This window comes from Syntrophorhabdus sp. (assembly GCA_012719415.1).
Classification (GTDB): Bacteria; Desulfobacterota; Syntrophorhabdia; order Syntrophorhabdales; family Syntrophorhabdaceae; genus Delta-02.
Genome location: JAAYAK010000080.1, coordinates 1 through 23279, shown reverse-complemented (window position 1 = coordinate 23279; position 23279 = coordinate 1). Strand labels below are relative to the sequence as shown.

General features: G+C 60.0%; 17 protein-coding genes. 7 read left to right on the top strand and 10 right to left on the bottom strand.

Features of this window, described 5'->3' with window-relative positions; genetic code table 11:
• Window positions 1-42 precede the first annotated feature (42 nt).
• Together budA and GXX82_05260 are read left to right on the top strand one after the other, a co-directional pair.
• On the top strand, window positions 43-816 hold the full coding sequence (gene budA / locus GXX82_05265) for an acetolactate decarboxylase (GenBank protein ID NLT22436.1): 774 nt from the start codon (window positions 43-45) through the stop codon (window positions 814-816).
• On the top strand, window positions 813-1616 hold the full coding sequence (locus GXX82_05260) for a cation transporter (GenBank protein NLT22435.1): 804 nt from the start codon (window positions 813-815) through the stop codon (window positions 1614-1616). Before budA ends, GXX82_05260 begins: the two co-directional genes overlap by 4 nt.
• Window positions 1617-1743: 127 nt before the next feature.
• Here GXX82_05260 and GXX82_05255 read toward each other — a convergent pair whose 3' ends face one another.
• The 5 genes from GXX82_05255 to GXX82_05235 all read right to left on the bottom strand — a co-directional run bounded on the left by GXX82_05255 (window position 1744) and on the right by GXX82_05235 (window position 11507).
• On the bottom strand, window positions 1744-2172 hold the full coding sequence (locus GXX82_05255) for a hypothetical protein (protein NLT22434.1): 429 nt from the start codon (window positions 2170-2172) through the stop codon (window positions 1744-1746).
• Between the two features lie 175 nt (window positions 2173-2347).
• Window positions 2348-3808, bottom strand: coding sequence for an efflux transporter outer membrane subunit (locus tag GXX82_05250; protein NLT22433.1), 1461 nt, complete (start codon window positions 3806-3808; stop codon window positions 2348-2350).
• A 1-nt stretch (window position 3809) separates the two neighbouring features.
• The gene (locus tag GXX82_05245; GenBank protein NLT22432.1) at window positions 3810-7040 is read right to left on the bottom strand and encodes a multidrug efflux RND transporter permease subunit; all 3231 of its coding nucleotides are present in this window, start codon (window positions 7038-7040) and stop codon (window positions 3810-3812) included.
• Between the two features lie 3 nt (window positions 7041-7043).
• Window positions 7044-8420 carry an efflux RND transporter periplasmic adaptor subunit gene (locus GXX82_05240; GenBank protein NLT22431.1) on the bottom strand — a complete coding sequence of 459 codons (1377 nt, stop codon included), beginning with the start codon at window positions 8418-8420 and terminating at the stop codon, window positions 7044-7046.
• Between the two features lie 426 nt (window positions 8421-8846).
• Window positions 8847-11507: a CHAT domain-containing protein gene (locus GXX82_05235; protein NLT22430.1), complete on the bottom strand. Its 2661-nt coding sequence runs from the start codon at window positions 11505-11507 to the stop codon at window positions 8847-8849.
• Between the two features lie 160 nt (window positions 11508-11667).
• Here GXX82_05235 and GXX82_05230 point away from each other — a divergent pair, with 160 nt between their 5' ends.
• The 5 genes from GXX82_05230 (at window position 11668) to GXX82_05210 (ending at window position 18055) form a co-directional block, all read left to right on the top strand.
• Window positions 11668-12714 carry a DUF4325 domain-containing protein gene (locus GXX82_05230; protein NLT22429.1) on the top strand — a complete coding sequence of 349 codons (1047 nt, stop codon included), beginning with the start codon at window positions 11668-11670 and terminating at the stop codon, window positions 12712-12714.
• 76 nt (window positions 12715-12790) lie between these two features.
• Window positions 12791-13579 (top strand): amino acid ABC transporter substrate-binding protein, encoded by a 789-nt coding sequence (locus tag GXX82_05225; protein ID NLT22428.1) that lies wholly within the window; start codon window positions 12791-12793, stop codon window positions 13577-13579.
• Window positions 13580-13636: 57 nt separating this feature from the next.
• Complete coding sequence (locus GXX82_05220; protein ID NLT22427.1) at window positions 13637-16309, top strand: molybdopterin-dependent oxidoreductase; 2673 nt, start codon at window positions 13637-13639, stop codon at window positions 16307-16309.
• Between the two features lie 217 nt (window positions 16310-16526).
• Window positions 16527-16889, top strand: coding sequence for a TusE/DsrC/DsvC family sulfur relay protein (locus GXX82_05215; GenBank protein ID NLT22426.1), 363 nt, complete (start codon window positions 16527-16529; stop codon window positions 16887-16889).
• A gap of 5 nt (window positions 16890-16894) precedes the next feature.
• The gene (locus GXX82_05210) at window positions 16895-18055 is read left to right on the top strand and encodes an aminotransferase class V-fold PLP-dependent enzyme (GenBank protein NLT22425.1); all 1161 of its coding nucleotides are present in this window, start codon (window positions 16895-16897) and stop codon (window positions 18053-18055) included.
• Between the two features lie 27 nt (window positions 18056-18082).
• On the opposite strand, the gene GXX82_05205 is transcribed toward GXX82_05210, so the two are convergent.
• The 5 genes from GXX82_05205 to GXX82_05185 all read right to left on the bottom strand — a co-directional run.
• Window positions 18083-19258, bottom strand: a complete 1176-nt coding sequence (locus tag GXX82_05205; protein NLT22424.1) for an MFS transporter — start codon at window positions 19256-19258, stop codon at window positions 18083-18085.
• Window positions 19259-19839: 581 nt separating this feature from the next.
• Window positions 19840-20346 (bottom strand): hypothetical protein, encoded by a 507-nt coding sequence (locus GXX82_05200; protein NLT22423.1) that lies wholly within the window; start codon window positions 20344-20346, stop codon window positions 19840-19842.
• Between the two features lie 10 nt (window positions 20347-20356).
• Window positions 20357-21868, bottom strand: coding sequence for a long-chain-fatty-acid--CoA ligase (locus GXX82_05195; GenBank protein ID NLT22422.1), 1512 nt, complete (start codon window positions 21866-21868; stop codon window positions 20357-20359).
• 33 nt (window positions 21869-21901) lie between these two features.
• Entirely contained in the window at window positions 21902-22612 is a 711-nt protein-coding gene (locus tag GXX82_05190; GenBank protein NLT22421.1) for an ABC transporter ATP-binding protein, read from the bottom strand.
• On the bottom strand, window positions 22609-23279 hold a 671-nt coding region (locus GXX82_05185; GenBank protein NLT22420.1), incomplete at its 5' end, for an ABC transporter ATP-binding protein. The genes GXX82_05185 and GXX82_05190, both read right to left, overlap by 4 nt.

Genomic DNA, 23279 nt, shown 5'->3' with positions numbered 1-23279 from the left:
TTCCTTCTGTCATACGATATCCTGAAACAGCTTACGAGCGCGATGGAGCGGACCGGATGCTCTGCGGCGGACATCATCGAACAGGCATTGAGGCGGTTTTTGTGCACGGACAAACAGGGCAATGCCGTCTATCTTTCGGCCCCCATCAACGCGCTCGTGGAGGGGCTTTACGTTGAGAACACCACCATAGGCGAGGTCAGGCAGCACGGCGATTTTGGACTCGGGACATTCAATTATCTCGACGGGGAGATGCTCCTTCTCGACGGCAAAGTGTACCAGATACGGTCAGACGGGAATGTGTACGACGTGGGTGACGATGAGAGATCGCCCTTTGCCTGTGTGACCTTTTTCAGCCCCGATACTTTCGACGACATCAACGGGGATTGCGGTGTCTCAGACCTTACCACCCTTCTCGACAGGCTCATACCCTCCCGCAATATGCTCTACGCCATCCGTGTGGATGGCATCTTCAGCAGCGTCCGATGCCGGGCGGCTTCGAGGTCGGAGAATTACATGCCCCTCGTCGAGGCTACCCGCGACCAGTCCGTCTTTGATTTCCAAGATGTGAGAGGGTCTCTTGCCGGGTTTTACACCCCGGCGTTCATGGCATCCCTCAATGCCCCCGGCTTTCATCTCCATTTCCTGGCCGAAGACCGCCGCCACGGCGGGCACCTCATCGACTGCACGCTCAAAGAGGCCCGCATAGGCATTCAGCATGTGCCGCGCCTCGAAGTGGGACTGCCCGTTACCCTGGATTATCTTACCGTGGACCTCACGCGGGATATTGGCGAGGACCTGGAAAAAGCCGAGAAATGACGGACACGGGATTCAAGACCACCTTCCGCATAGTCAAGATGGACTGCCCCTCGGAAGAGCATCTGATCAGGATGAAACTCAAGGGAATGCCCTCGGTACAGGCTCTCGTATTCGACATACCGAACCGGAAACTGGAGGTGTATCATACGGGCCGCCCCGGGGACCTCCTGGAGCTTCTCGAGGACCTTCGTCTGGGAGCATCCGTCGTGTCCTCCGAACAGATGGAGCCCCCTGCCGATGCGGACGCGGACCGCATCCAAACCCGTATCCTGTGGCAGGTCCTTGTCATCAACGTTACGTTCTTCGTGGTCGAGATGATCGCAGGCCTCATCGCGAGCTCCATGGGGCTCGCCGCCGACAGTCTGGACATGCTGGCGGACGGCATAGTCTACGCCCTTGCCCTGTTTGCCGTCGGAGGGGCTGCGGCGCGCAAGAAGAGGATCGCCGGGATTGCCGGGTATTTTCAGGGTGCGCTCGGTGTGCTGGGGTTCGTCGAGGTTGTCCACCGCTTTCTCGGACGGGGGGAAGCCCCTGATTTCCTCACGATGATCATCGTCTCCGTCTTCGCCCTCGCAGCCAACGCCATCTGTGTGATTCTCCTCCAGAGATCGAAAAGCGATGTCCACATGCGGGCGAGCCTGATATTCACATCCATGGACGTGATAGCCAATTTCGGTGTCATCGTGGCCGGAGTCCTCGTGTACCTTACGAGATCGAACATCCCGGACCTCGTGGTGGGATCCATCGTCTTCATCCTCGTGCTGCAGGGAGCGTACAGGATACTGAGGCTGGCGAGGTAGAAACCGATAAAACCGTTGGAACCGTTGGAACCGATAAAACCGTTGGAACTGTTGTCTGCTTGGTGTGGTTTTTGCCTGAAACCTGAAATCTGAAACCATCTTTATCCTTGAACCTTTGAACCGGTTTTCACTTGACGGGGATGATGGAGTTCCATATGGGGGGGAGGTAGCCGCTTTCTTCCCACATGTGGCCTGCCTCCTCGATGGAGATGCCCTGGGGTTCGCAATGCCCGTCTTCCTGGTCCTTCGGTTTCAGCATGCGGCAGCCGTAGGGTCTTTCGGAAAAGGGCAGTTCACAGCCGTCCTCGCGGAGGAAGACGCAACCCGTCCTCGCGTCGGGATCCTTGTAATGCGGTCGGACAACGCGCGCCATTATGTGCTCGTCGAAGAGAAGGACAATGGTGTACGTGCCGCTGACCACCGCGGCCCTTACCGCCTCCGCCGATCCGAACTCCGACGGCAGACAGTGACCGGGCTGCAGCCGGCAGCAACTCCCCCCGCACCGCGCACACATCTCCGTCTCGGGGTACCCTTCCTCACCTCTTTCTTCACGCATCGATCCCATATTACTCACCGGAGGTTCAATAGTTCAAGACAGAAAAGACGGTTTCAGGTTTCAAGTTTCAGGTTAAACGACAGGGTATTGGCGCACCCGTCGCTAACGGTTCCAACGGCTCCAACGGTTCTAACGGTTCTAACGGCTCTAACGGTTCTAACGGCTCTAACGGTTTCTATTCCTTTTCCTCAGGTTTTTCCTCGCCCTTCGTCTCCTGCGCGGTGTCCGGGGCCTTCGTCAACGCGTCCGCTTTTGCCACCCAGCCGCCGCCCATCGCCTTGTACAGGTTGACGATGGATATGAAGGCCGAAGCATTCGTCTGCACGGCGCTCAGCTCGGCAGGGAAGAGCTGTTGCTGCGCGTTGAGCACGGTGAGATAGGGTGTGTAGCCGCCGTTGTACTGAAGGTTTGCCAGCCTTGCGTATTCCTTGTAGGCGGTAACCTTTCTCTGTTCGGCTGTGAGCTGTTCCTGTACCTTCCGGCGGGAGATGAGGGCGTTCTCCGTGTCGGCGAAGGCGTTCTGTATCGCCTGCTGGTAGGCGTAAAGGGCGGCCTTCTGCTGTGCCTCGGCCTGCCTGAACTGCCCCAGTATGCCGCCTCCCGTGAATATGGGACCCGTGACGGTGCCTACGTAGTTCCAGGCGGCGCTGGGACCGATGAAGAGGCTCGAGAGGTCTTCGCTTGTCCAGCCGGCGTTGCCGGTAAGGGATATCCTGGGGAAGAACTGCGCTTTCGCGGCACCGATCTGTGCGTTGGCAGCTATGAGGTTCTGTTCCGCCTGCAGGACATCGGGACGCCGCTCAAGAAGGTCTGAGGGCAATCCCGCGGGGACGGGTGGCATTGTGAGCTCGGCCAGCTTGAGTCCCCGCTCGAGGGGACCCGGGTTGCGGCCGAGGAGTATGCACAGGGCGTTCTCGGTCTGGGCGATCTGGACCTCGATCTGCGGTATCTGGGACGCCGCGGTCTCATACTGCGAACGTGCCTGCTCCACGGTCATGCCCGACACCTGGCCGTACTTGTTCTGTAATTCAAAGATCCTCACCGACTCCTTGTATGTGTTCAGGGTGTCGCGGGCGATGACGAGCTGCTCGTCGAGGGCCCTGAGCTGGATATACGTGGAGGCCACCTCGGCGGTCAGCGACAGAACGACTCCCCGCCGTGCTTCCATGGTCGCATACAGGCTGGCGCGGGCCGATTCCGTCAGGCGCCTCAAGCGTCCCCAGAGGTCGATCTCCCAGCTCGCCCCGCCGAGGGCCTGGTAGTTGTTGTACGGGTTCTGGGTGGGCACGGTTATGTTGTTCTTGGAAACCTGCGTCCGTTCCGCCGATCCATTGTACGATATCTGTGGGAAGAGCGCGGAGCGGGTCGTCATCAGGCCGCCCGCGGCCCGTTCGACGTTGGCCGCCGCGATCTTCACGTTCTTGTTGTTGACGAGCGCCTCGGCGATGTACTTGTCGAGAACGGGGTCGTTGAACTGTTTCCACCATTCGCTGTCGGCGGCGTCGGTCTTACCCTCTCCATCCCCGTAGCGGTAGGCCTGGGGGGCATCGATCTCGGGGCGCTTGTAATCGGGACCGATGGCGCATCCCGCCGCGAGGATGGCAATTGCGAGAAGGAGGATGAGTTTCTTCACCATGTCAGCCTTCCTCCTTCTCCGGCGTCGCGCCGTCGGGCGGGGCCGGTTCCCTCTGTGCCCCGGAAGATCCCTTCTCCGGTACGAACTCCTTCTTTCCCGACTTCTCCGCCCACCTGTCGAAGATGTAGAAGAACAGGGGAACGTAAAGCATGGCCAGAGTTGTCTCGCCTATCATACCGCCTATGATGCCCGTGCCGATGGAGTGACGGGCGTTTGCGCCGGCGCCGGTGGCGATGGCCAGCGGCAGGACACCGAAGATAAAGGCCAGCGAGGTCATGATGATCGGCCGCAGACGCTGTTCACCCGCCTGGATCGTGGCGTCCATGATGGAGAGGCCCTGCTTGCGGAGGTCCGCGGCGAAGGCGACGCGAAGGACCGCGTTCTTTGCTCCCAGGCCGATAAGAACGAGGAGGCCTATCTGGAAGTAGACGTCATTCTCGAGTCCGCGTATCCAGTTAAAGAAGAGGGCGCCAAGGATGCCGAAGGGCACGGCCGTCATGACGGACCCCGGCATGACCCATGATTCGAACTGGGCCGCAAGGATGAGAAAGACTATGATGAGGCCGAATATGAAGGCCGATGACGAGGTCCCTCCCGATTGTTTCTCCTGGTAGGCGAGGCCGGACCACGCGAATCCGTAGCCTTGCGGCAGGACCTCGGCCGCGACCTCCTCCATGGCCTTGATGGCCTCTCCCGAGGAACGGCCGGGTGCGGCGCTGCCCGTGATCTGGGCGGCGGGAAAGCCGTTGAAGCGACTCATCAGGTCGGGCCCTGTCACGTAGCTGGTCGTTACCACCGCGGAGAGAGGCACCATCTCGTCATTGTTGGATCTCGTGTAGAGCTTCGTTATGTCCTGCGGGCCCCTCCTGTAAGGTGCGTCGGACTGGAGCGTGACGTTCCAGACACGGCTGTACTGGTTGAACTGGCTCACCACAATGGAGCCGAACTGCGCCTGCAGGGCGCTGTACACGTCGGACACTGGCACATCGAGGAGCATGGCCTTGGAGCGGTCGACATCGGCTTTGAGCTGTTGCGACGTGGCCCTGAACGTGGAATTGAGGCTCGCCAGTTCGGAACGCTGGCGGGCCTTTTCGATGAATTGCCTGGTAAGTTCGTTGAGGCGCGCCGGGTCTCCGGACCCCTTGTCCTGGATCCAGAACTCGAAACCCCCTGTGGTACCGATACCCGGGATCGCCGGAGGCGCGATGGGGATGAATATGCCTTCGTTGATGGTGCCCGCCTCCGCGTAAACAGCACCGGCCACCGCCTTGGAGTTCTCTTTTTTGGCGCGGCTGATAGACGAATAACGCTCTTTAAAGTCCTTGAGGGTAATGAAGAACGTGGACGCGTTGGCTTTGTACTGGCTGTCGAGAAGGCTGTAACCGTTGACAACGGTCCGGTCCGCCACCGCCGGCTGCTTTGCGAATATCTTGTCTATCCTGTCCGCGGTCTGGGAGGTGCGCTTGAGGCTTGCCGCATCGGGCATGACAAGGGCAGCCATGAGATAGCCCTGATCCTCGTTGGGGACAAAGCTCGTCGGGATAGCGTGGAAGAGATACAACAGAAAACCGACGAGGACGGCAAGGATGCCGAAGGCGATGGTCATCCGCTTGATCATCATCACGACGGCATCGCCAAAACCTACGGTGAAGCGGTCGAAACCGCGGTTGAACCAATCGAAGAAGCGGTTGAAGTATTTGAAGATACCCTTCTGTGAGGGGGTCGAGTGCTTGAGAAGAAGGGCGCACATGGCCGGTGTCAGGGTGAGCGCGATGAACCCGGAGAGCGCCACGGATATGACGATGGTGATGGCGAACTGCTTGTAGAGCTGCCCCGTCGTTCCCGGCAGGAACGCGGCGGGGATGAAGACGGAGGCCATGACAAGGACGACGGCAATGAGCGACGTGCCGATCTCCTCCATGGCCTTTATCGTCGCGTCCTTGGGCGGCATGTGCTTCTTGACCATGTTTCGTTCCACGTTCTCCACGACGACGATGGCGTCGTCGACGACCATGCCGATGGCGAGAACGACCCCGAAGAGCGTGAGCATGTTGATGGAGAACCCGAGGGCGAGCATGCCGCAGAAGGTGCCTATCAGCGAAACGAAGATGGCGACGGTGCAGATGATGGTTGACCGGAAGCTCTGCAGGAAGAGATAGACGATGAAAACGACGAGCAGGATCGCCTCGAAAAGAGTGTGGACGACCTCCTCTATGGAGATGCGCACGAAGTCGGTGGTGTCCAGGGAGATCTTATACTCGATGCCGTCGGGCATGGATTTTTTCAATTCCTCCATGGTCTTCCGCACGGCCGCGGAGACGTCGAGCCCGTTGACGCCGGGCTGCTGGTAGACGGCGATGGGGGTGGCGGGAATCCCGTTCACCTTGTTGTCGTCGATATACTGTTTCCGTCCGACCTCAGCGCGGGCGACATCCCCCACCTTGACGATGGCGCTGCCATCCCGGCTTGTCTTCAATATTATGTCTTCATACTGTTTGGGGTTTGTAAAGGGTGATTGCGTCACGACGGGCAGGGTCAGCTGGACCCTGTCGTCGCTTGGCTGCTGACCCACCTGCCCGGCGCCCCAGAGCGCGTTCTGCTTGGCGACGGCATTCTGGATGTCGCTGGTGGTGACGCCGAGCGATGCCATCCTGTCGGGGTTCATCCAGATGCGCATGGCCTGATCGGGTACACCGAAGATCTGTGCCTCGCCTGCGCCTTCCACCCGCTTGATCGCGTCGAGAACGTAGACGTTCGCGTAGTTGGTGACATATTCCGGTGTATAACGGCCGTCCTTGTTGAAGACGGAGAGTATCATCAGTATGTTGGACGCTTTCTTCTGCACCGAGACGCCGTACTGGGTGACCGCCGAGGGCAGCTGGGGAGTGGCGAGGTTGACACGGTTCTGGACCTGCACCTGCGCGATATCGGGATTCGTGTCCAGGGTGAAGTACACGGTGAGGTTCATCTGGCCCGTGTTGGAGCACGTCGAGGTCATGTAGAGCATATTGTCGACGCCGTTGATCTGGGCTTCGATGGGCGCGGCCACGGAATCGCTGACGGTCTTGGAATCGGCCCCGGGATAGGTGGTCGTGACCTGGACCTGCACCGGTGTGATCTCGGGGTACATGGACACGGGGAGGGCCTTTATCGCCACGAGACCGGCGATGACCAGGATGGTGGCCACAACGGTTGCGAAGATGGGCCGTTCGATGAAGAACCTGGAGAACATGCCCTACCTCCCCTGCTTCACGCTCCCGGCCCCGCCAGGTTCGGCCGGCTTCACCGGGGGCACCGGTGCGGCTGGCTTGGCGGCTGCGGGAGGTGGAGCCGTCTTTGAAGGCGCGGCCGCCGGTGGTGCCGTCTTTGCGGCCGGTTGTGCCGGTGCCGCGGCTGGCTTGGCGGGTGAGGGCTCGACCTTGACTGCCGGGGTGCCGGTCGCCGGTGCCGGCGCGGAGGTGGGTTTGACCTTTACGGGCTCACCCTGGCGGACCGAAAGGACGCCGTCGACGACGACCTGGTCGCCGGCGCGGAGCCCGGCATCGATGAACACATCATTGCCGTACCAATCTCCCACGGTTACAGGCCTGAATTCGGCCTTTCCCTCCTTGTTGATCACCCATGCGAAATGGCCCTTCGCGCCCTGCTGCACGGCCCGCTGCGGAACGAGGATCGCGTTACGGCGGATGGCACCCTTCATGCGGGCACGCACGTACTGGTTGGGGCGGAGCGTCTCCTTCGCGTTCTTGAAACTGGAACGGATGAGAAAGGTCCCCGTCTTCGCGTTGAAGGACGGGGCCGCGAAGGTGATGCGACCCGTTTCGGAGAAGACCGAGCCGTCGACGAGGACGATCTCGACATCGTAATTGTCACCCTTCGGAGGAATGATCTGACCGCTCGCCACCCGGTCGGCGAAACGCTTCATGTCGTTCTCTGAAATGCTGAAGTTCACCCACATGGGTGAGAGGACCGATACGGTCGTGAGCTGGCTGTTCATCTGGCTGACGTAGGCCCCGTCCTGGATCATGGCGGCGGCCGTTATACCCGTCACGGGAGCCGTTATCGTGCAGTAGGAGAGATTCAGCTGTTCCATTTCGAGCTGCGCCTTGGCCTGCTCCACCGCGGCCGAGGTGGATTCGAAGGTGCCCTTCGCGTCGTCGAGGTCTTTTTGCGACAGGGCATTCTGCTCCGCCAGGGGTTTGACACGGTCGAGGTTCATGCGGGCGACCTCCAGCGATGCCTTCTGCCTGGCAAGGGCCGCCGCAGCCGCGTTGACCTGTGTTTGAAAAGGCTTCTTGTCCATCACGAAAAGAACGGTGCCCTTCTTCACGATCGAGCCTTCCGTGTACATCCTCTTCTCAAGGAAGCCGTTCACCCTGGCGCGGATCTCGACCTCATGAGAGCTTTGCGTCTGTGCCACGAACTCGAAGGTGACCGGCGTGTCGGCCGGCGTGACCTTCACTGCTGTGACCTCCACCTGGCGGTCCTGGGGCTTCTGTTTCTTCGAGCAGCCCCCGGCCAAAGGCAGGACCAGAAGCGCGACGGCGAGAACGCACATCGCCCGGAACATCCGGTCTGAGCGGCAAGGTGCGAAGGTTTCTGTGGACATCATGAAAACACCCCGTTTCTTATGGATCGGTACATGACCGATGCTGTCGATGGCGGCGGGCCCGAAACGTGCATTGTGAGCCTTGCGTCAATGCTTAAGCTCCATCTGGACAAAACGCGGACCATCTCCCGGTATATCGTTTTCTCATCGAATCTATTAAGGCCTGCCACCGGACGGCAGTGGCTTGCCGATCGCTGCTGATAGATTTGAGTATAACTTTTAGTGTTTCATGAAGGCAAGCGCCTTTTTAGAAGCGGCTCAAGCGAAGAGAAGACCGTCACAAGTCACAGGTCCCAAGTCACACGTTCAAAACAACAAGAAGATTTGTTCTCCTGCACCAGTCAGTAATTGTCTTGACAGACAGACCGTCCCCTTTCACCGTCTTGCTTTGGCGACCTGCGACCTGAGACGGTTTTCGACCTGCGACGATCAGGGTGAGCCCGTCAGGATGAAGGCTGCCCAGAAGAAGGGGTGGGGCTTTTGCTTCATGAGGGTGAGCTTTGCCTGCCTCAGGGCTTCGGATGGGGTCTTTCCCTCGGAAAGGAGGGCGTAGAAGGCGGTCATCAGGTCCACCGTTTCCTTTGAGGGAACACTCCAGAGGCTCATGACGAGGGTCTTCGCGCCGGAAAGGATGAAGGCGCGTTTCAGCCCGAAGACGCCCTCTCCGCTCTTCACGTCCCCGACACCGGTCTGGCAGGCGGACAGGACGACGAGGTCCGTGTCCTTAAGATCGAGCCCGAGGACCTTCTCGGCCGTGACCATGCCTTCGTCCTTTCCCTCCTTAAGGGACGTGTTGACGCCGGCAAGGACGATCCCGGAGCGCACCATGGGGTTCTCGATGGAGTGGGGATGCTCCTGCAGGGCGTCTTCCGTAAGCGCGAGTTCGGCGGCGTTGTCCGCCTCTTTCGTCTCCTCTTCGGTGAGGAAGTACCCGTGGGTCGCGAGGTGCAGGACCCTGGGGGAGCGCGTGCCGAAAAGAATGTGTTCGAGAGCTTTCTTGTCCTGTTCATTGAGGACCTTTTGTCGGAAGGTGCCCGCCAGTATCTTCTCTATGGCGTCCGCCTCCTCTTTCGTGTCGGGGAGGCGGTCGAAATGCATGCCCCGGGCATCCCGAGAAACGTGGCTTCTTACCGGTGCCGGCTTGACGCCGGCGGAAGCCTTCGCCTTTTCCATCTCCTTCTGTCCCAGGTCGTAGTCGGGGTCGGCGATTATGAGCGACGAACCGCCCGTGAGGGAGGGCCGGGCAAACTTCACCATATCTCGTCCGGCACCGACATAGCTGATGAGGAGTCCCTCGATGAGATAGGCGCCGGAAGGTGTCACGAGGGCCTCGAAGGGGATGAGGTTCAGGTTCCCGTCAGGGCTGATGAGCGCCTGTCTTCTGTCCTTCAGGAAGGGTTCCACGGGTTTCACGAGCATGCCGTAGAGGCTGGAAGCTTCCGCCTTGAGCTTCTTCTCATCGGGCAGAACACCCTCGATCCTCGCCCTGGCCATTTCCCTCAGGTAGGCGGCAATGTGTTTGTCGACCCTTTCCGCCCCTCCCAGGTCGACGAGGCTCACCTCGCGGGGCTCTCCGGGACTGAAGACGAAAAGGAGATAGTGTGGTTCCGCCCATTTCCTCTTCCTGAAATCGAAGAGGGTGATCCTGGCGTAATCGAGATAGACGGTGTCCTTCGGGATAGTCGAAGCGAGGCTTCTCGTGTCCGCCGCCCGTGCCTTCTGCCCCAGCATGAATTCCCTGCTGCCCGCCATCAGCTCCCTCTCGAGGGTCTCCCTTTTCCTCTCAAGCCCGGATACCTTTCTCCTGTACTCATCGCTTTCCATCTTCCCCGGTCCGGATAGTTGAAGCCGGGCGATGTCCCGTTTCACCTCCGTCAGTTCGCCGAACCTCTCCCGCACCTTCGGGTCATCGGAGGCGCTCAGGGCATGGAGATAGCGTCCCTGTGCCTCCATGACGGAACCCTTCCATCTGAGCCAGGCGTTGAAGGTCTCCGTGACGGCGGCCCCGGTGCTTCGGGGGAACCGGAGGGTGTGGCTCACGTACCCGTAGATGCTCCATTCCTGGGTCTTCATGTAGGACAGCTTCTGCTTTTCCGTCAGGATGGTGAAGATGGACTCGCGCAGTGACTCCTGGACGCTGACGGAGCGTCTGAAGAATTCGTCGGCCTCACGATGCCTGCCTGTTGTCCCGTAGTAGAACCCAAGGTTGGAGAGCGCCGAGCAGACGCCGGGATGTCTCTCGCCGAACCGTGTCTCCCAGATCGCGAGGGCGCGTTTCAGGAGAGGCTCCGCCTCGGCTCCGCGCCCGGTCTGGCGGTAGAGCACGGAGAGATTGATAAGGGCGAATGCGACATTGGGATGGTTCTCGCCAAGGTCCTTCTCGCATATCGCGAGGGAGCGTTTCAAAAGAGGCTCCGCCTCGGCGTAGTGTCCCGTGTGGCGGCAGAGCTTGGCCAGAAGGGTAAGTGAAAAGGCCATGCCCTCGGGAGGGTAATTATCGTGCTTTTCCCAGATCTCTACGGCCCGTTTCATGAGAGGCTCCGCTTCGGCCTTCCGCCCGGTGAAGACGAGGGACTCGGCCAGAAGCGCGAGATTGAACGCTATGGCCTCGGGTCGCTGAACCCTCACCCTTTCGAGGATATCAAGGGCGCGCCTCAAGAGGGGCTCCGCCTCGACGTAACGGCCCGTGGCGTTGCATATCATCCCGAGGAGCGTGAGGTTCTGGGCAACGGCGGGCCGGTTCGGACCCTGGGGGGCCTTCTCCTGTATGGCCAGCGCGCGCCTCAAGAGGGGTTCCGCCTCGGCGAAGCGCCCCGTGGTCCGATAAAAGTTCGCCAGGGTTGTGAGCGACACGGCGGTCCTCGGATGCTCGGGACCGAAGGTCTTTTCGCTGACCTCGACCAGCCTGGCAGCGACGGGTATACCTTCCTGGAACCTGCCTTCCTTTCGGAACTGGTCTATCTGTGCGGAAAGCGTTGGGACATCGTCGCCCGAACGGCAGAGGTCAGCTCCGCCCAGCGACAGTGCCAGAACGATAATGATGGCGGTAAGGCCGGTGACGACGCGATGCAGGGTTCCCAAGTGTCTCATCTCCATCATCATGAACAGGAAGCACGCATACAGCTTATGTCGATTCTAGCATCACTCTCCGGGGTTATCAAGCCTTGCCGGAGGCACGAGCCTGCGTGTCATGGCAGTGAATAACTTGTTAACAACTGATGAATTATGAAGTATAATGAAGTTGTTAACAATGGAAAAGTCCACCGATGTAAAAGGGCTGGTCCTTGCAGCTCTCAAGCGAAATGGCAGGGTCAGGGCGGCCGATCTCGTGAGAGAAACCGGCTTCTCGCGGGTCTACGTCCACAGATTTCTCAGGGAGCTGATGGATGAGGGAAGGATCGAGCTCATCGGCAAGGCCAACCAGGCACACTATGTACCGGCCGGCGGGTCGCGCGCCGGCGGGGGGACCCCGGGGACGGCGCTCAGGCTCCACCGCATTCTCCGCAACACCGGCTTGAGGGAAGACGCCGTGCTGGAAGAAATAAAGCGGGAGGGGGGACTGTTCGAGAGGATCTCTCCGAATGCCGCCGAGATATTCACTTACGCCTTCACGGAGATGCTCAACAACGCGATAGAACATTCCGGTTCCGGGGTGATCGACGTTCTTGTTATGAGGGATGTGAAGGCCCTGTCCTTCGACATATCCGATAGAGGGGTCGGGATCTTCAATAACATCATGAAGAAGAAACACCTCGCTTCAGTCATGGAGGCCATCCAGGACCTGCTGAAGGGCAAGGAGACCACGGCCCCCGCGTTTCACAGCGGCGAAGGCATCTTCTTCACATCAAAGATCGCCGACCGGTTCATTATCAGGAGCTTTGGGAAGAAGCTGACCTTCGACAACGAGATAGGAGAGATCTTCGTGAGAGACGTGAAGAGACCCGTGCTGGGCACGAAGGTATTCTTCTCCTTCGTGCCTGGTGGCAGGAAGCGCCTGAAGGATGTCTTCGATCAATTCACCGACGAGGACCTTTCGTTCAGCAAGACCACGGTGAAGGTCCGGCTCTATCACGAAGGCGCGGAATATGTTTCGCGGTCCCAGGCGAGGCGTATCCTGGTGGGGTTGGAAAGGTTCAGGACCGTGGAACTGGACTTCTCGAAGGTCGAGACCGTCGGGCAGGGATTTGCCGATGAGGTGTTCCGCGTGTGGCATTCCCGGCATCCCGATATCAGTATCATGCCGGTCAATGCGGGAGAGAACGTGGAATTCATGATCAGGCATGTGACCGCAGGTTGACAACTTGTTAACAACTTTCCATTTGCAGGGTTAAACATAGTTGTTAATACAGGGAACACAAGAAAGGGGGTATTCCATGAATAAGGGAATTATGGCAGTGGCAACTCTGGTGATCTTCCTTGCTTTTTGTCCGGTCGCCGCATGGTCCCAGACGAGCGGGGAGGCAGGCAGGGACACTTTCAGACTGACCCACATCGAGTCCTTCGAGCCCTTTGCCGTTGTCGGGAACGGCACGTCGAAGGGATTGACCGTGGACATCCTGACGGAGGCGCTGTCGAGGGTCGGGCTCAAGGTCGTCTTCGCGGGACAGCCCCAGGAGAAGGAGCAGGAAGTGGTACTCAAGGGTGAAGCGGACGGCCTTTCCTTCTTCGCGATCAACGCGGAACGGAAGAAGAGCTTCGATTTCAGCGATCCCTATCTCATGACGGGAGGGGCCCTCTTCGTTAAGTCGCCCGCGCCGCCCTGCAATTCTCTCAAGGGACTCGAAGGCAGGACCGTGGCAACCCCGCTGAAAGGCCCTCTCGCGGGCCACATCAAGAAGAATTTCCCCGGGGTAAAGGTGTTCACCGATGTGAAGGACTACAAGTCGACCCTTCAAGCGGTCCTCGATGGAAAGGCGGACGCCGCGGCCCTCAATACACAGGTGGGAGCCGTCCTGGCGAGGGATTCCTTTCCCGGCAGGTTCTCGATGCCGGAGAAAGGTTTTCTCGAGATCCCCGTCGGTGTCGCCGTCGCGAAGGGAAAACACGGCGATTTCCTGGCAAAGCTCAACAAGGGACTCAAGGCCATAATGGTCGACGGGACATACGACAGGATCATAGCGAAATGGGGAGTGCCGGCGACGACGAAACCCCCGAGAGAATAGCTTGAATCGCTTGAGGGCTGAGACACGAAAGCCCGGCAGGCGGAAAGAGAGTGGCTGATGGAAAGGGTGAGACTGAAGGTAAACGGGGTTTGGCGGAACTTTGTGGTGGAGCCCGATCGTGTGCTTCTGGATACATTGAGGGAAGACTTGAGGCTCACGGGGACGAAACAGTCCTGCGACCGCAAGGGGCAATGCGGTGCCTGCACGGTCATCGTCAACGGAAAGGCGGTCCCGTCGTGCCTCACGAAGATGGCCGGTCTTGACGGTGCGGAGGTTATGACCGTGGAGGGTCTCGGCACGCCGGAGAATCCCCACCTTATCCAGGAGGCCTATGTCCTTTCGGGGGCGATACAATGCGGTTTCTGCACACCCGGCATGATCATGGCGACAAAGGCCCTTCTGGACAGGAACTCCGATCCCGGGGACGAAGAGATAAAGAAGGCCCTTCAGCGCAATCTCTGCCGCTGCACGGGATACGTGAAGATCATCGAGGCGGTGAAGCTCGCCGGCAGATTCATTCGGGGCGAGACGACACCCGACGAGGTGAGGCCCAACCCGAAGGGACCCATGATCGGGGTCTCCCACCCCCGTCCTTCCGCCATGCTGAAGGCCTGCGGGCTCGCGGAGTTCTCGGCCGACATCAAACTGGAGAACCCCCTCGAACTGGCGGTGGCGAGGAGTACCGAGCGCCATGCCAGGATCCTGTCGGTGGATACGTCTGAGGCCGCGACGATGCCGGGAGTGGTCGGGGTCATGACCGCCCCGGATATCAAGGGCACGAACAGGATCAAGATCATCTCCGCCGACCAGCCCATCCTGGCGGAAGACAAGGTCTACTGCCTGGGGGACGCCATAGCGGTCGTGGCGGCGCGCACGAAGAAAGAGGCACTCGCCGGCGCGGCGGCCGTGAAGGTCGAGTATGATCCCCTGCCCGTCATCACGTCGCCTCTGGAGGCCATGAAAGAGAGCACCGCGAGGATCCACGCCGAGTGGCCGAACCTCTGTTTCGCTCAGCCTCAGATAAAGGGCGATGCCGAAAAGGCGCTTCGCGAGGCCGCCGCCGTGGTGGAGGCGGATTTCTCGACGCAGATCAATCACCAGGCCCCACTCGAGCCCGAGGCGACGGTGGCCTACATGGAGGGAGAAGGGGAAGAGGCAGAGCTCGTGGTCATCGGGAGGAGCATCAACATCCACCTCCACATGGCGGACCTGCAGGAAAGCCTCGGGTACGAGAACGTGCGCTACGAGGAGGCCTTCTCGGGGGGGAATTTCGGGCAGAAGATCGCGATGACCTCGGAGGCCATCGCGGGGGCGGCGGCGCTTCATTTCGGTCGCCCCGTTCGCTACATCCCCAGCCTCGCGGAGTCGATGCTCATGAGCAGTAAGCGCCACGCCTTCGCGATGAAGGTGAGGCTCGGCTGCGGGGAGGACGGGAAGCTGACGGCCTTCACGATGGATCTCACCGTCGACAACGGGGCATATCAGATAATCGGCGTCGCTGTCGTCAAGCGGGCGTTGTGGATGCTCTCGGGCTCCTACAACATCCCGAACGTCAGAGCCATGGCGCGGCTCGTGTATACCAACAACCCCGCCGGGGGGGCGGCGCGCGGAGCGGGACCTCCGCAGACCACCTTCGCCCTGGAGTGCGCCGTGGACATGCTCGCCGCTAAGATGGGCATGGATCCCCTCGAGTTCCGGAGGAAGAACTCCCTTCTGCCCGGGCAAAGCTGCTCCACGGGAATGGTGTACGACGAGTGGCCCTTTCCGGAGCTCTGTGACGCCATCAGGCCCGCATACGAGAGGGCGAAGAGGGAGGCGGCAGCCGCGGAGGCGGGTCCGGTGAAGCGCGGGGTGGGCATAGCCAGCCACGCCTTCGGTATAGGGACCCCCGCGGACATAGGAAGAGTGGTCGTGGAGCTTGACCCTGATGACGGCCTCACGGTCTTTGCGGCCGTTGCGGACCCCGGGGAAGGCAACGATTCCATGCTTACCCAGATAGCCTCACACCTCACGGGCATACCCATGGACAAGGTCCGCCTCGTTACCCGCGACACCGACCGGACAACGGGCATGGGCCCCGCGGCGGCTAGCAGGATGACCTACATGGCGGGCGGCTCCCTGGTGCTCGCCATCGAGCAGTTGAAGAAGGCCATGGAGGAGGCGGGCACGCGCACCTATGAGGGACTGAGGAAGGCGGGCAGACCCACCCATTACCTGGGCTCCAAAATGGCCGCCGGCAGGGACGCCGACATGGACCCCGAGACGGGCCAGGGGCTGTCCTTTGAGTCCCGTGTCCACGCCATCCAGATGGCCGAGGTGGAGGTCAACACGGATACGGGCGAGGTCCGCGTCGTCAGGATGACCACCGCCGTCGATCCCGGCACGGTCATCAATCCCATAAACCTCGAGGGCCAGCTCCACGGGGGCATGGACCAGGGTGTCGGTTTCGCCCTGAGGGAAGAGTACATCCACGGCGAAACGAAAGACTGGTTCACCTTCAAGTTCCCCACGATGAAGACCGCCTTCGACATGGACGTGATAATCAACGAGACCCCCCGGGCAAAGGGCCCCCTGGGGGCGGTGGGAATTGGCGAAATGACCATGGTGTGCACGGCTCCCGCCGTCATCAACGCCATCTGCGATGCCTGCGGCGTGAGGATCCGCGACCTGCCGGCGGCACCGGAAAAGATCAAGACAGCGTTGGACGAAAGAAACCGTTGGAGCCGTTAGAACCGTTAGAACCGTTAGAACCGTTGGAATCGTTGGAATCGTTGGAGCGTTCTTCGTTGCCGTCATTCCGGCGAAGGCCGGAATCCAGGAGAGGCGTTGGGGTAGAAAAGGCGCTGGATCCCTGATCGAGTCAACGAGGACGATATATGGGCGAAAACCCCGGCTGGATGACGATCTCCCTTATGGTTTACGAGATTCTGAAAGTGAGCATGCCTTGATGGATGGTTTGTCTGAACCTGAAGAAAGAACATGGGACCTTCAACAGAGGGTGCGGGTCATTGCGGGAAAGGAGGTTGTTTTCGATGATGAGGGGTTTCTGTGGCGGCCGGAGGATTGGACGGAGGAGGTGGGGCGGGTGCTCGCGTTGGAATCCGGCATGGAGGTGCTCGATGACGCCCGGTGGAGGGTCATCCGTTTCCTGCGGGAGTACTATGCCTATCATGGCAGGGCGCCCATGAACCGCGACCTCAAGGCGGGCCTCGGGATGAGCCTCATGGACCTCGAGGCGCTCTTCCCCGGCGGTATCCGCAAGGGAGCGCGGCGGATAGCCGGGTTGCCGAACCCGAGGTCATGCACGTGAGGGATATGCCCGCGAGGCTGGTCTATCTCGACAATGCCGCCACAACATTTCCCAAACCCTCGTCGTCCCTTGAGAAGGCGATAGAGACCTATCGTCGGATCGGTGTCTCCCCGGGCCGGGGAGGCTACGACCTTGCCGCGGAGGCCGAGGAGTTCGTAAGGGAAACGCGGCGCAAGACCGCCCGCTTCTTCGGGTCTTCCGCTCCCGACCGGGTCATCTTCACGGGTAACGCAACGGATGCGCTGAACATAGCCCTCCAGGGCCTGCTCCGTCCCGACGACCATGTCGTGTCCACAAGACTCGAGCACAATTCCGTCCTGAGACCCCTCCACCATCTGCGTCAGAAGGGGATCATTGAATACGATCTTGTTCCCTTCGATGGAAAAGGCTTCGTCGATCCCGAAGACATCGTCGCGGCCATCCGGCACGACACAAAACTCGTTGTCGTGACCCACGCATCCAACGTTCTGGGCACCATCCAGCCCGTTCGGGAAATAGGGCGGCGTTGCGCCGAGCACGGCGTGCCGCTCCTCGTCGATGCCGCTCAGAGCGCCGGCGCGGTCCCCATCGACGTGGACGGATGGCAGGTCGCGGCCCTCGCTTTCACGGGGCACAAGTCCGTGCTGGCGCCCACGGGGATCGGAGGGCTTGTCCTCAGCCGGCAGGTGGAGGACATAGAGCCTTCCCGGTTCGGCGGGACGGGGATCGATTCGGCGAGCCCCGTTCACACCCGGGACTTTCCCCACAGGCTGGAGGCGGGCACCCTCAACCTCCTCGGCATCATCGGTCTTTCCGGGAGCCTCGACTATCTGGAGGAGGCGGGTATCGAGGCGGTGAACGCCCGGGAGATGGAACTCGTCACGAAGCTCCGCGACGGGTTGTCTCTGAGCACAGGAATAGACCTTTATTGCGCGGAAGACCTTTCCGATCACGTCGCATTGCTGACGGCAAACGTACGGGGCATGGACCCGCACGACGTGGGGGCCATCCTGGACGGCGACTTCAACATCGCGGTCAGGACGGGAGTTCATTGTGCTCCCCTCGTCCATGAGAGTCTCGGCACATCTCCGGGCGGCAGCGTGCGCTTCAGCATCGGACCTTTCAATACCGGCAGCGACATAGACCTGGCGCTCAAGGCCATGAAGGAGATCGCGAGGCGTGGTTGAGAGGGTTGACGTGCGGCAGACGGTTCATCAGCCGGCGCCGCGGTTGCCGGACCTGTGGCGGAGGTAATGGGGAAGGGCCGCGAACGTGAATATGCCCGCCGACAGGAGGATCGGGAAGAAGCAGCACGCGTAGACCCTGCCAAGGGGTATCCTCTCCGCGAGAAAACCGATAGCGAGAACACCGACCCCTGCTCCAAGATCGTAGGAGACGAGATACGTGGAATTCGCCGCGCCTCTTTCATCGACGTCCGCAAGATCGTTGACCGCCGCCTGGCACGTCGGCATCAGTATCCCGAAACCGAAGCCGCTCACCATGCCGGCGCCCAGGAACTGGAGCGGCGTTGCCGCCAGGCCGAGCCACGGCAGTCCGGCCGCGGTCAACGTGAGGCCGGCAACGACGAGGCAATGGAAATACCCCCTGTCGAAGAGCCTGCCCAGGAAGAGTCTGGAAAAGAAGATGGACGCGGAGAAGCACAGGAAAAAGGCGGTGACGTTCCTGAAACCCCTCTGCGTGGCGTAGATCCCGACGAAGACGATTATTGCCCCGTACGCGATCATGATGAAGAACATGGTCAGGGAAAGGGGAAGGGCCTTCCTGTGGAAGAGGTTCCGTACGGAGAATCTCGTTCTGGAGATCGCCCTCGGGGGCGTCCGCGCGAAGAGGGCAATGACGACGGCGAGAAGTGAAACGCCGAGGAGTGAAAGGAACATGACCCTTGGGCCATAGCCACTGAGCACCTCGTTGCCGAACATGGGGCCGATGGTCATGCCCACGGGAATGCACAGGGCAAAGATGCCTATGCCTTCACCGAGACGCACGGGAGGCACGATATCGGCGACGACGGTCGCGTTCGCAGAGGAACAGGTCCCCCATATGGCGCCGTGGACAAGCCGCAGGATGAGCATGGCCGCAACCCCTGTCACCAGGGGATAGAAGCCGTACGCGGCCGCCGAGACGACAAGGGAGATGATGAGGATGCGGAACCGGGGATGATTGTCGAGAATGAACCCCGCGAGGGGACGGGCAATGATGGCGGTGATGGAAAAGGCGGCCATGATCATCCCGATATTCCCCTGGCCCATCTTCAGGTGTTTCATCAGGTAGATGGGCAGTGTGGGCATGAGCGCGTAGAACGCCCACGACAGGAGCAATGTCGCCGATATCACGGCTGTGAACTGTTTCGACCAGAGTTTGTTCCGCAACGGGTATCCTTTAGTGAGCTGTTGGAGGGATGAGCCTTCCTTGCGCTTTCGGTGATTCAGGAAAGTACCATAAAATCCCCGGGAATACAAAAAAGAATGAAACAGGTCATAGGTCATGGGTTATAGGTAATGGGGAAGACAGAACGCAAAACACGTACCGGCCCCTCCCATGACCCATAGCCCACTGCTGTCCAAAATGATCCATTTCCCGGAATGCCCTCCTTATGGAACAGGGGTCCAGGGCAGGCAGGTCCTCCGTTCCGGACGAGGTTGATCTCTTCTGAGGAGGATAATGACCAATGACCAAATTCCAATGACCAGAGAAAGAGACAATAACCAATAACCAAAAAGAAAACGATACGGACAGTCCATTCTGTCCTTCTCTTTGTTCAATTGGTTATTGGTACATTGGTCATTCTGGTTCCCTGGCTTGCTCCGGAGAGTCAGCATGTTCCTTGCCGTAGGGTCTATGTTGGACAGGTGGGGGTGAGAGGTGATGGGAAAGAAATCGGGGTGCCGATGGTGAAGGCCCGGTCCCTTTCCGGGGGGGCAGGAAGGGACCGGGCTTCGATCAGGGGGGTCTACATGGTGAAACGCCACTTGCAGAACATGTCCGCGGGGTGCGGGTCGGGGGGAGCGAAGAGGCACTCTGTCCTTATCGAGGGATCGATCTCCTTCGCGAAGGCCTCGAAGAGCTTGCGGTGCATGTCCTTGCACTTGAATTCCCCGAGGCCGTGTTTCAGGCGCGCCTCCTGGGCGCTGCAATGGGGGACGCTGATCGTGAGGCTTCCATGTTCTGGAGTTATGTCGTATCCGACGAGTGCCGCCATGGGAAAAAGGGCGATGGCGCGGGCAAAACCGGCGAGCCCCTTTTCCTCTATGCCGAAACGCTTCACTATCTCCCGGGCGGCGAGGCGCGCTGCGTCCTCCCACACCTTTTCGACGACGCCCTCGGCGGAAGACTGGCCGAACGCGTCGGACACGTGAAGGAACCAGAATCCGTCGATCACCTTGTAGTGCCACAGGACAAGCTCAAGAAAGGTGTTCTTCTGTTCCTGGTCCATGAGGTCGAGACTGGGAATGGCCATAACGCCTCCTTTACTTCGCGTATTGTTCCCGAAGGACCTTCTTCTGTATCTTGCCGACGGGGTCCTTGGGGAGGGCGTCGACGAAATCCACGGTCTTCGGCAGCTTGTACCGGGCGAGGTGCTTCGCGCAGAATTCGATGAGCTCCTTTTCCGTTATGTGGGCGTCCTTCGTGAGAACGACAACGGCCTTGACCTGCTCGCCCCAGCGTTCGTCAGGTATTCCGATGGCCGCGCACTCGTGCACCGCGGGATGGAGATGGAGGGCGTCCTCGATCTCGTGGGGGGAGATGTTCTCGCCGCCGCTGATGATGAGGTCTTTCTTGCGGTCTATGACATATATGTATCCGTCTTCGTCGAACATACCCATGTCGCCCGTGTGAAGCCAGCCTCCCCTCAAGGTTTCCTGCGTTTCCTCGGTTCTTTTCCAGTAGCCCTTCATCACGTTGGGACCACGGGCGATGATCTCACCCACTTCGCCGGGTCTGACGTCGTTGTCGTCCTTGTCGACGATCCTGACGTGGCAGCTGAAGAGTTCCTTGCCCACGGAGCCGAGACGTTTCAAGCCCTCGCCCTCCAGGGAATAATCCTCCTTGGAGAGGTAGGCGAGCAAGGGAGATGCCTCGGTGAGGCCGTACACCACGAATATGATGTCGGGGCCGAGCACCTCCACTGCCCGCTTCAGGATGGGTACGGGGGTTGTCTGTCCGCCGACGGAATAGCTTCTCAGGGTGCCGAGCTTGTAGCCGCCTTCCTTGTAGGCGTCGAGGATGTCCACGAGGCCCGTGTAGACAAGGGTGATGTTGGTGATCTTCTCCTTTTCCACCAGCTTCCAGAATTCATGACCGTTGAAATTGGTCACCATCACGTTTGTTCCACCCACGTAGAAGTGGCACAGCACCATCGATGCCTCCATGGTGTGATAGCACGGTTGGACGTGAAGGCTCACATCGGATGGCCCGAGCTTGTACGCGATGGTGTGGTTAACCACGGCGGACAGGAAATTGTCGTGGCTGAGCATGACGCCCTTGGGTCCGCCCGTGGTGCCGCTCGTATAGAAGATGGCGAAAAGATCGTCGGGTTTGACGCTGCCCGCCGGTTCCGCGGGCGAGCCCGACCGTATCATCTCCTCGTAAGGCGCACCGATGTCCACGATGTGAGGCACGGTGATCTCGTTCCGTATGGCCTCGACCTGGTCCTTGAACGTGTCACCCACGAAGAGGATGCCTATCTCGGCATCGTTGAGGACGAACTTCAACTCCGAGGGGACGAGCCGGAAGTTGACGGGGACCCAGACCATGCCCGTCTTTGCCGCTGCGAAGCATATCTCGAACATCTCGACGTTGTTGCGGCTGAGCACGGCGACCTTGTCGCCCGCGGCAAGCCCCAGTTTCATAAGTGAATCGGCGAGGCAGTTCACCCGCCTGTTGAATTCGCGGTACGTAAGCCTGTTGTCGTCGGAGACCAGAGCGGTCTTGTCGGGATACCGGCGCGCGCATTGAATGGATAGATCGCCTATAAGCATGAGTTAGTTACCTCCCGTGAAATTTGCTGTGTCTTACATGCCCAGATAACATCTCTTTACTTCCTCATTTTCCAAAAGGTCATTTGCTTTTCCCTGCAACACGATCCTGCCCGTTTCGAGCACGTAAGCGCGGTCGGATATGTGAAGGGCGGCGTTCACGTTCTGTTCGACGAGCAGGATGGAGATGCCCCGGCTGCGAAGCTCTCCGATGGTACCCAGTATGGCTTCGACAACCAGCGGGGCCAGCCCCAGGGAAGGTTCATCGAGCAGGAGAAGCTTTGGCTGGGACATGAGCCCCCTTCCTATGGCAAGCATCTGCTGTTCCCCGCCGCTCATCGTTCCTGCCTTCTGGGCGAGGCGTTCCTTGAGTTTGGGGAAGAGGACAAACACGGATTCAAGAAGGTCGTCGAGGCGCTCCTTCTTTGCCGGGTTGACGTAGGCACCGAGGAAAAGGTTCTGCTTCACCGTGAGGGAGCCGAAGATCTGGCGTCCCTCCGGGACGTGGCTGAGTCCGATTCTCACGAGTTGGTTCGGTTTGCGGCCCGTCACATCCTGTCCGTTGAAGAGGAACCTGCCGGTCGTCGGAGGTATCACCCCGGACAGGGCCTTGAGAAGGGTCGATTTTCCGGCCCCGTTGGCCCCCACGAGACAGACGATCTCACCCTTCTTCACCTCCAGGTCTATTGCCTTGAGGACCTGTATGCGGGCATATCCGGCTGATAGTCTCTCGGCCTTGAGGATCATTGCGTCACCCCGCACTCTTTGCTCTGCGCGCCCAGGTACGCCTCTATGACGTCGGGGTTCGCGCAGATCGCCGAAGGCGATCCTTCCGCCAGCTTCTTTCCGAAATCGAGGACGATGATGTCGTCGGCGATATTCATGACCAGCTTCATGTTGTGTTCGACGATGAGGATTGTGATCCCCTGTTGCTTGATCGCCATGAGAAGTCGTGTGAATTCCTCCACCTCGGCGTCGTTGAGTCCCGATGCGGGCTCGTCGAGAAGGAGCATCTTCGGGTCCGTCATCAGCGCCCGCGCGAGCTCCAGGAGACGCTGGCTGCCGAAGGACAGCTCCCCGGGGAGCGCATGCGCCTCCTTTTCAAGACCGACAAGTTTCAGGAGGTCCATGGCCTTCTGTGTGACCTCCCTCTCCCGCCTCTTTACCTTTTTTCTCAGGAAGATCGTCCCGAGGAGCGTCGGTTTCAGGCGCATGTGGGCCCCCAAAAGGACGTTGTCGAGAACGGTGGCATCATTGATCGTGAAGAGCCGGATGAGCTGGAACGTGCGGGACATGCCCAGCGAGGCGATCTGGTCGGTCCTCAATCCGACGACATCACGGCCCTCAAAAAGGACGGAGCCGTGCGTCGGGGGGTTCAGCCCGCTGACGGCATTGAGGAGGGTTGTCTTGCCGG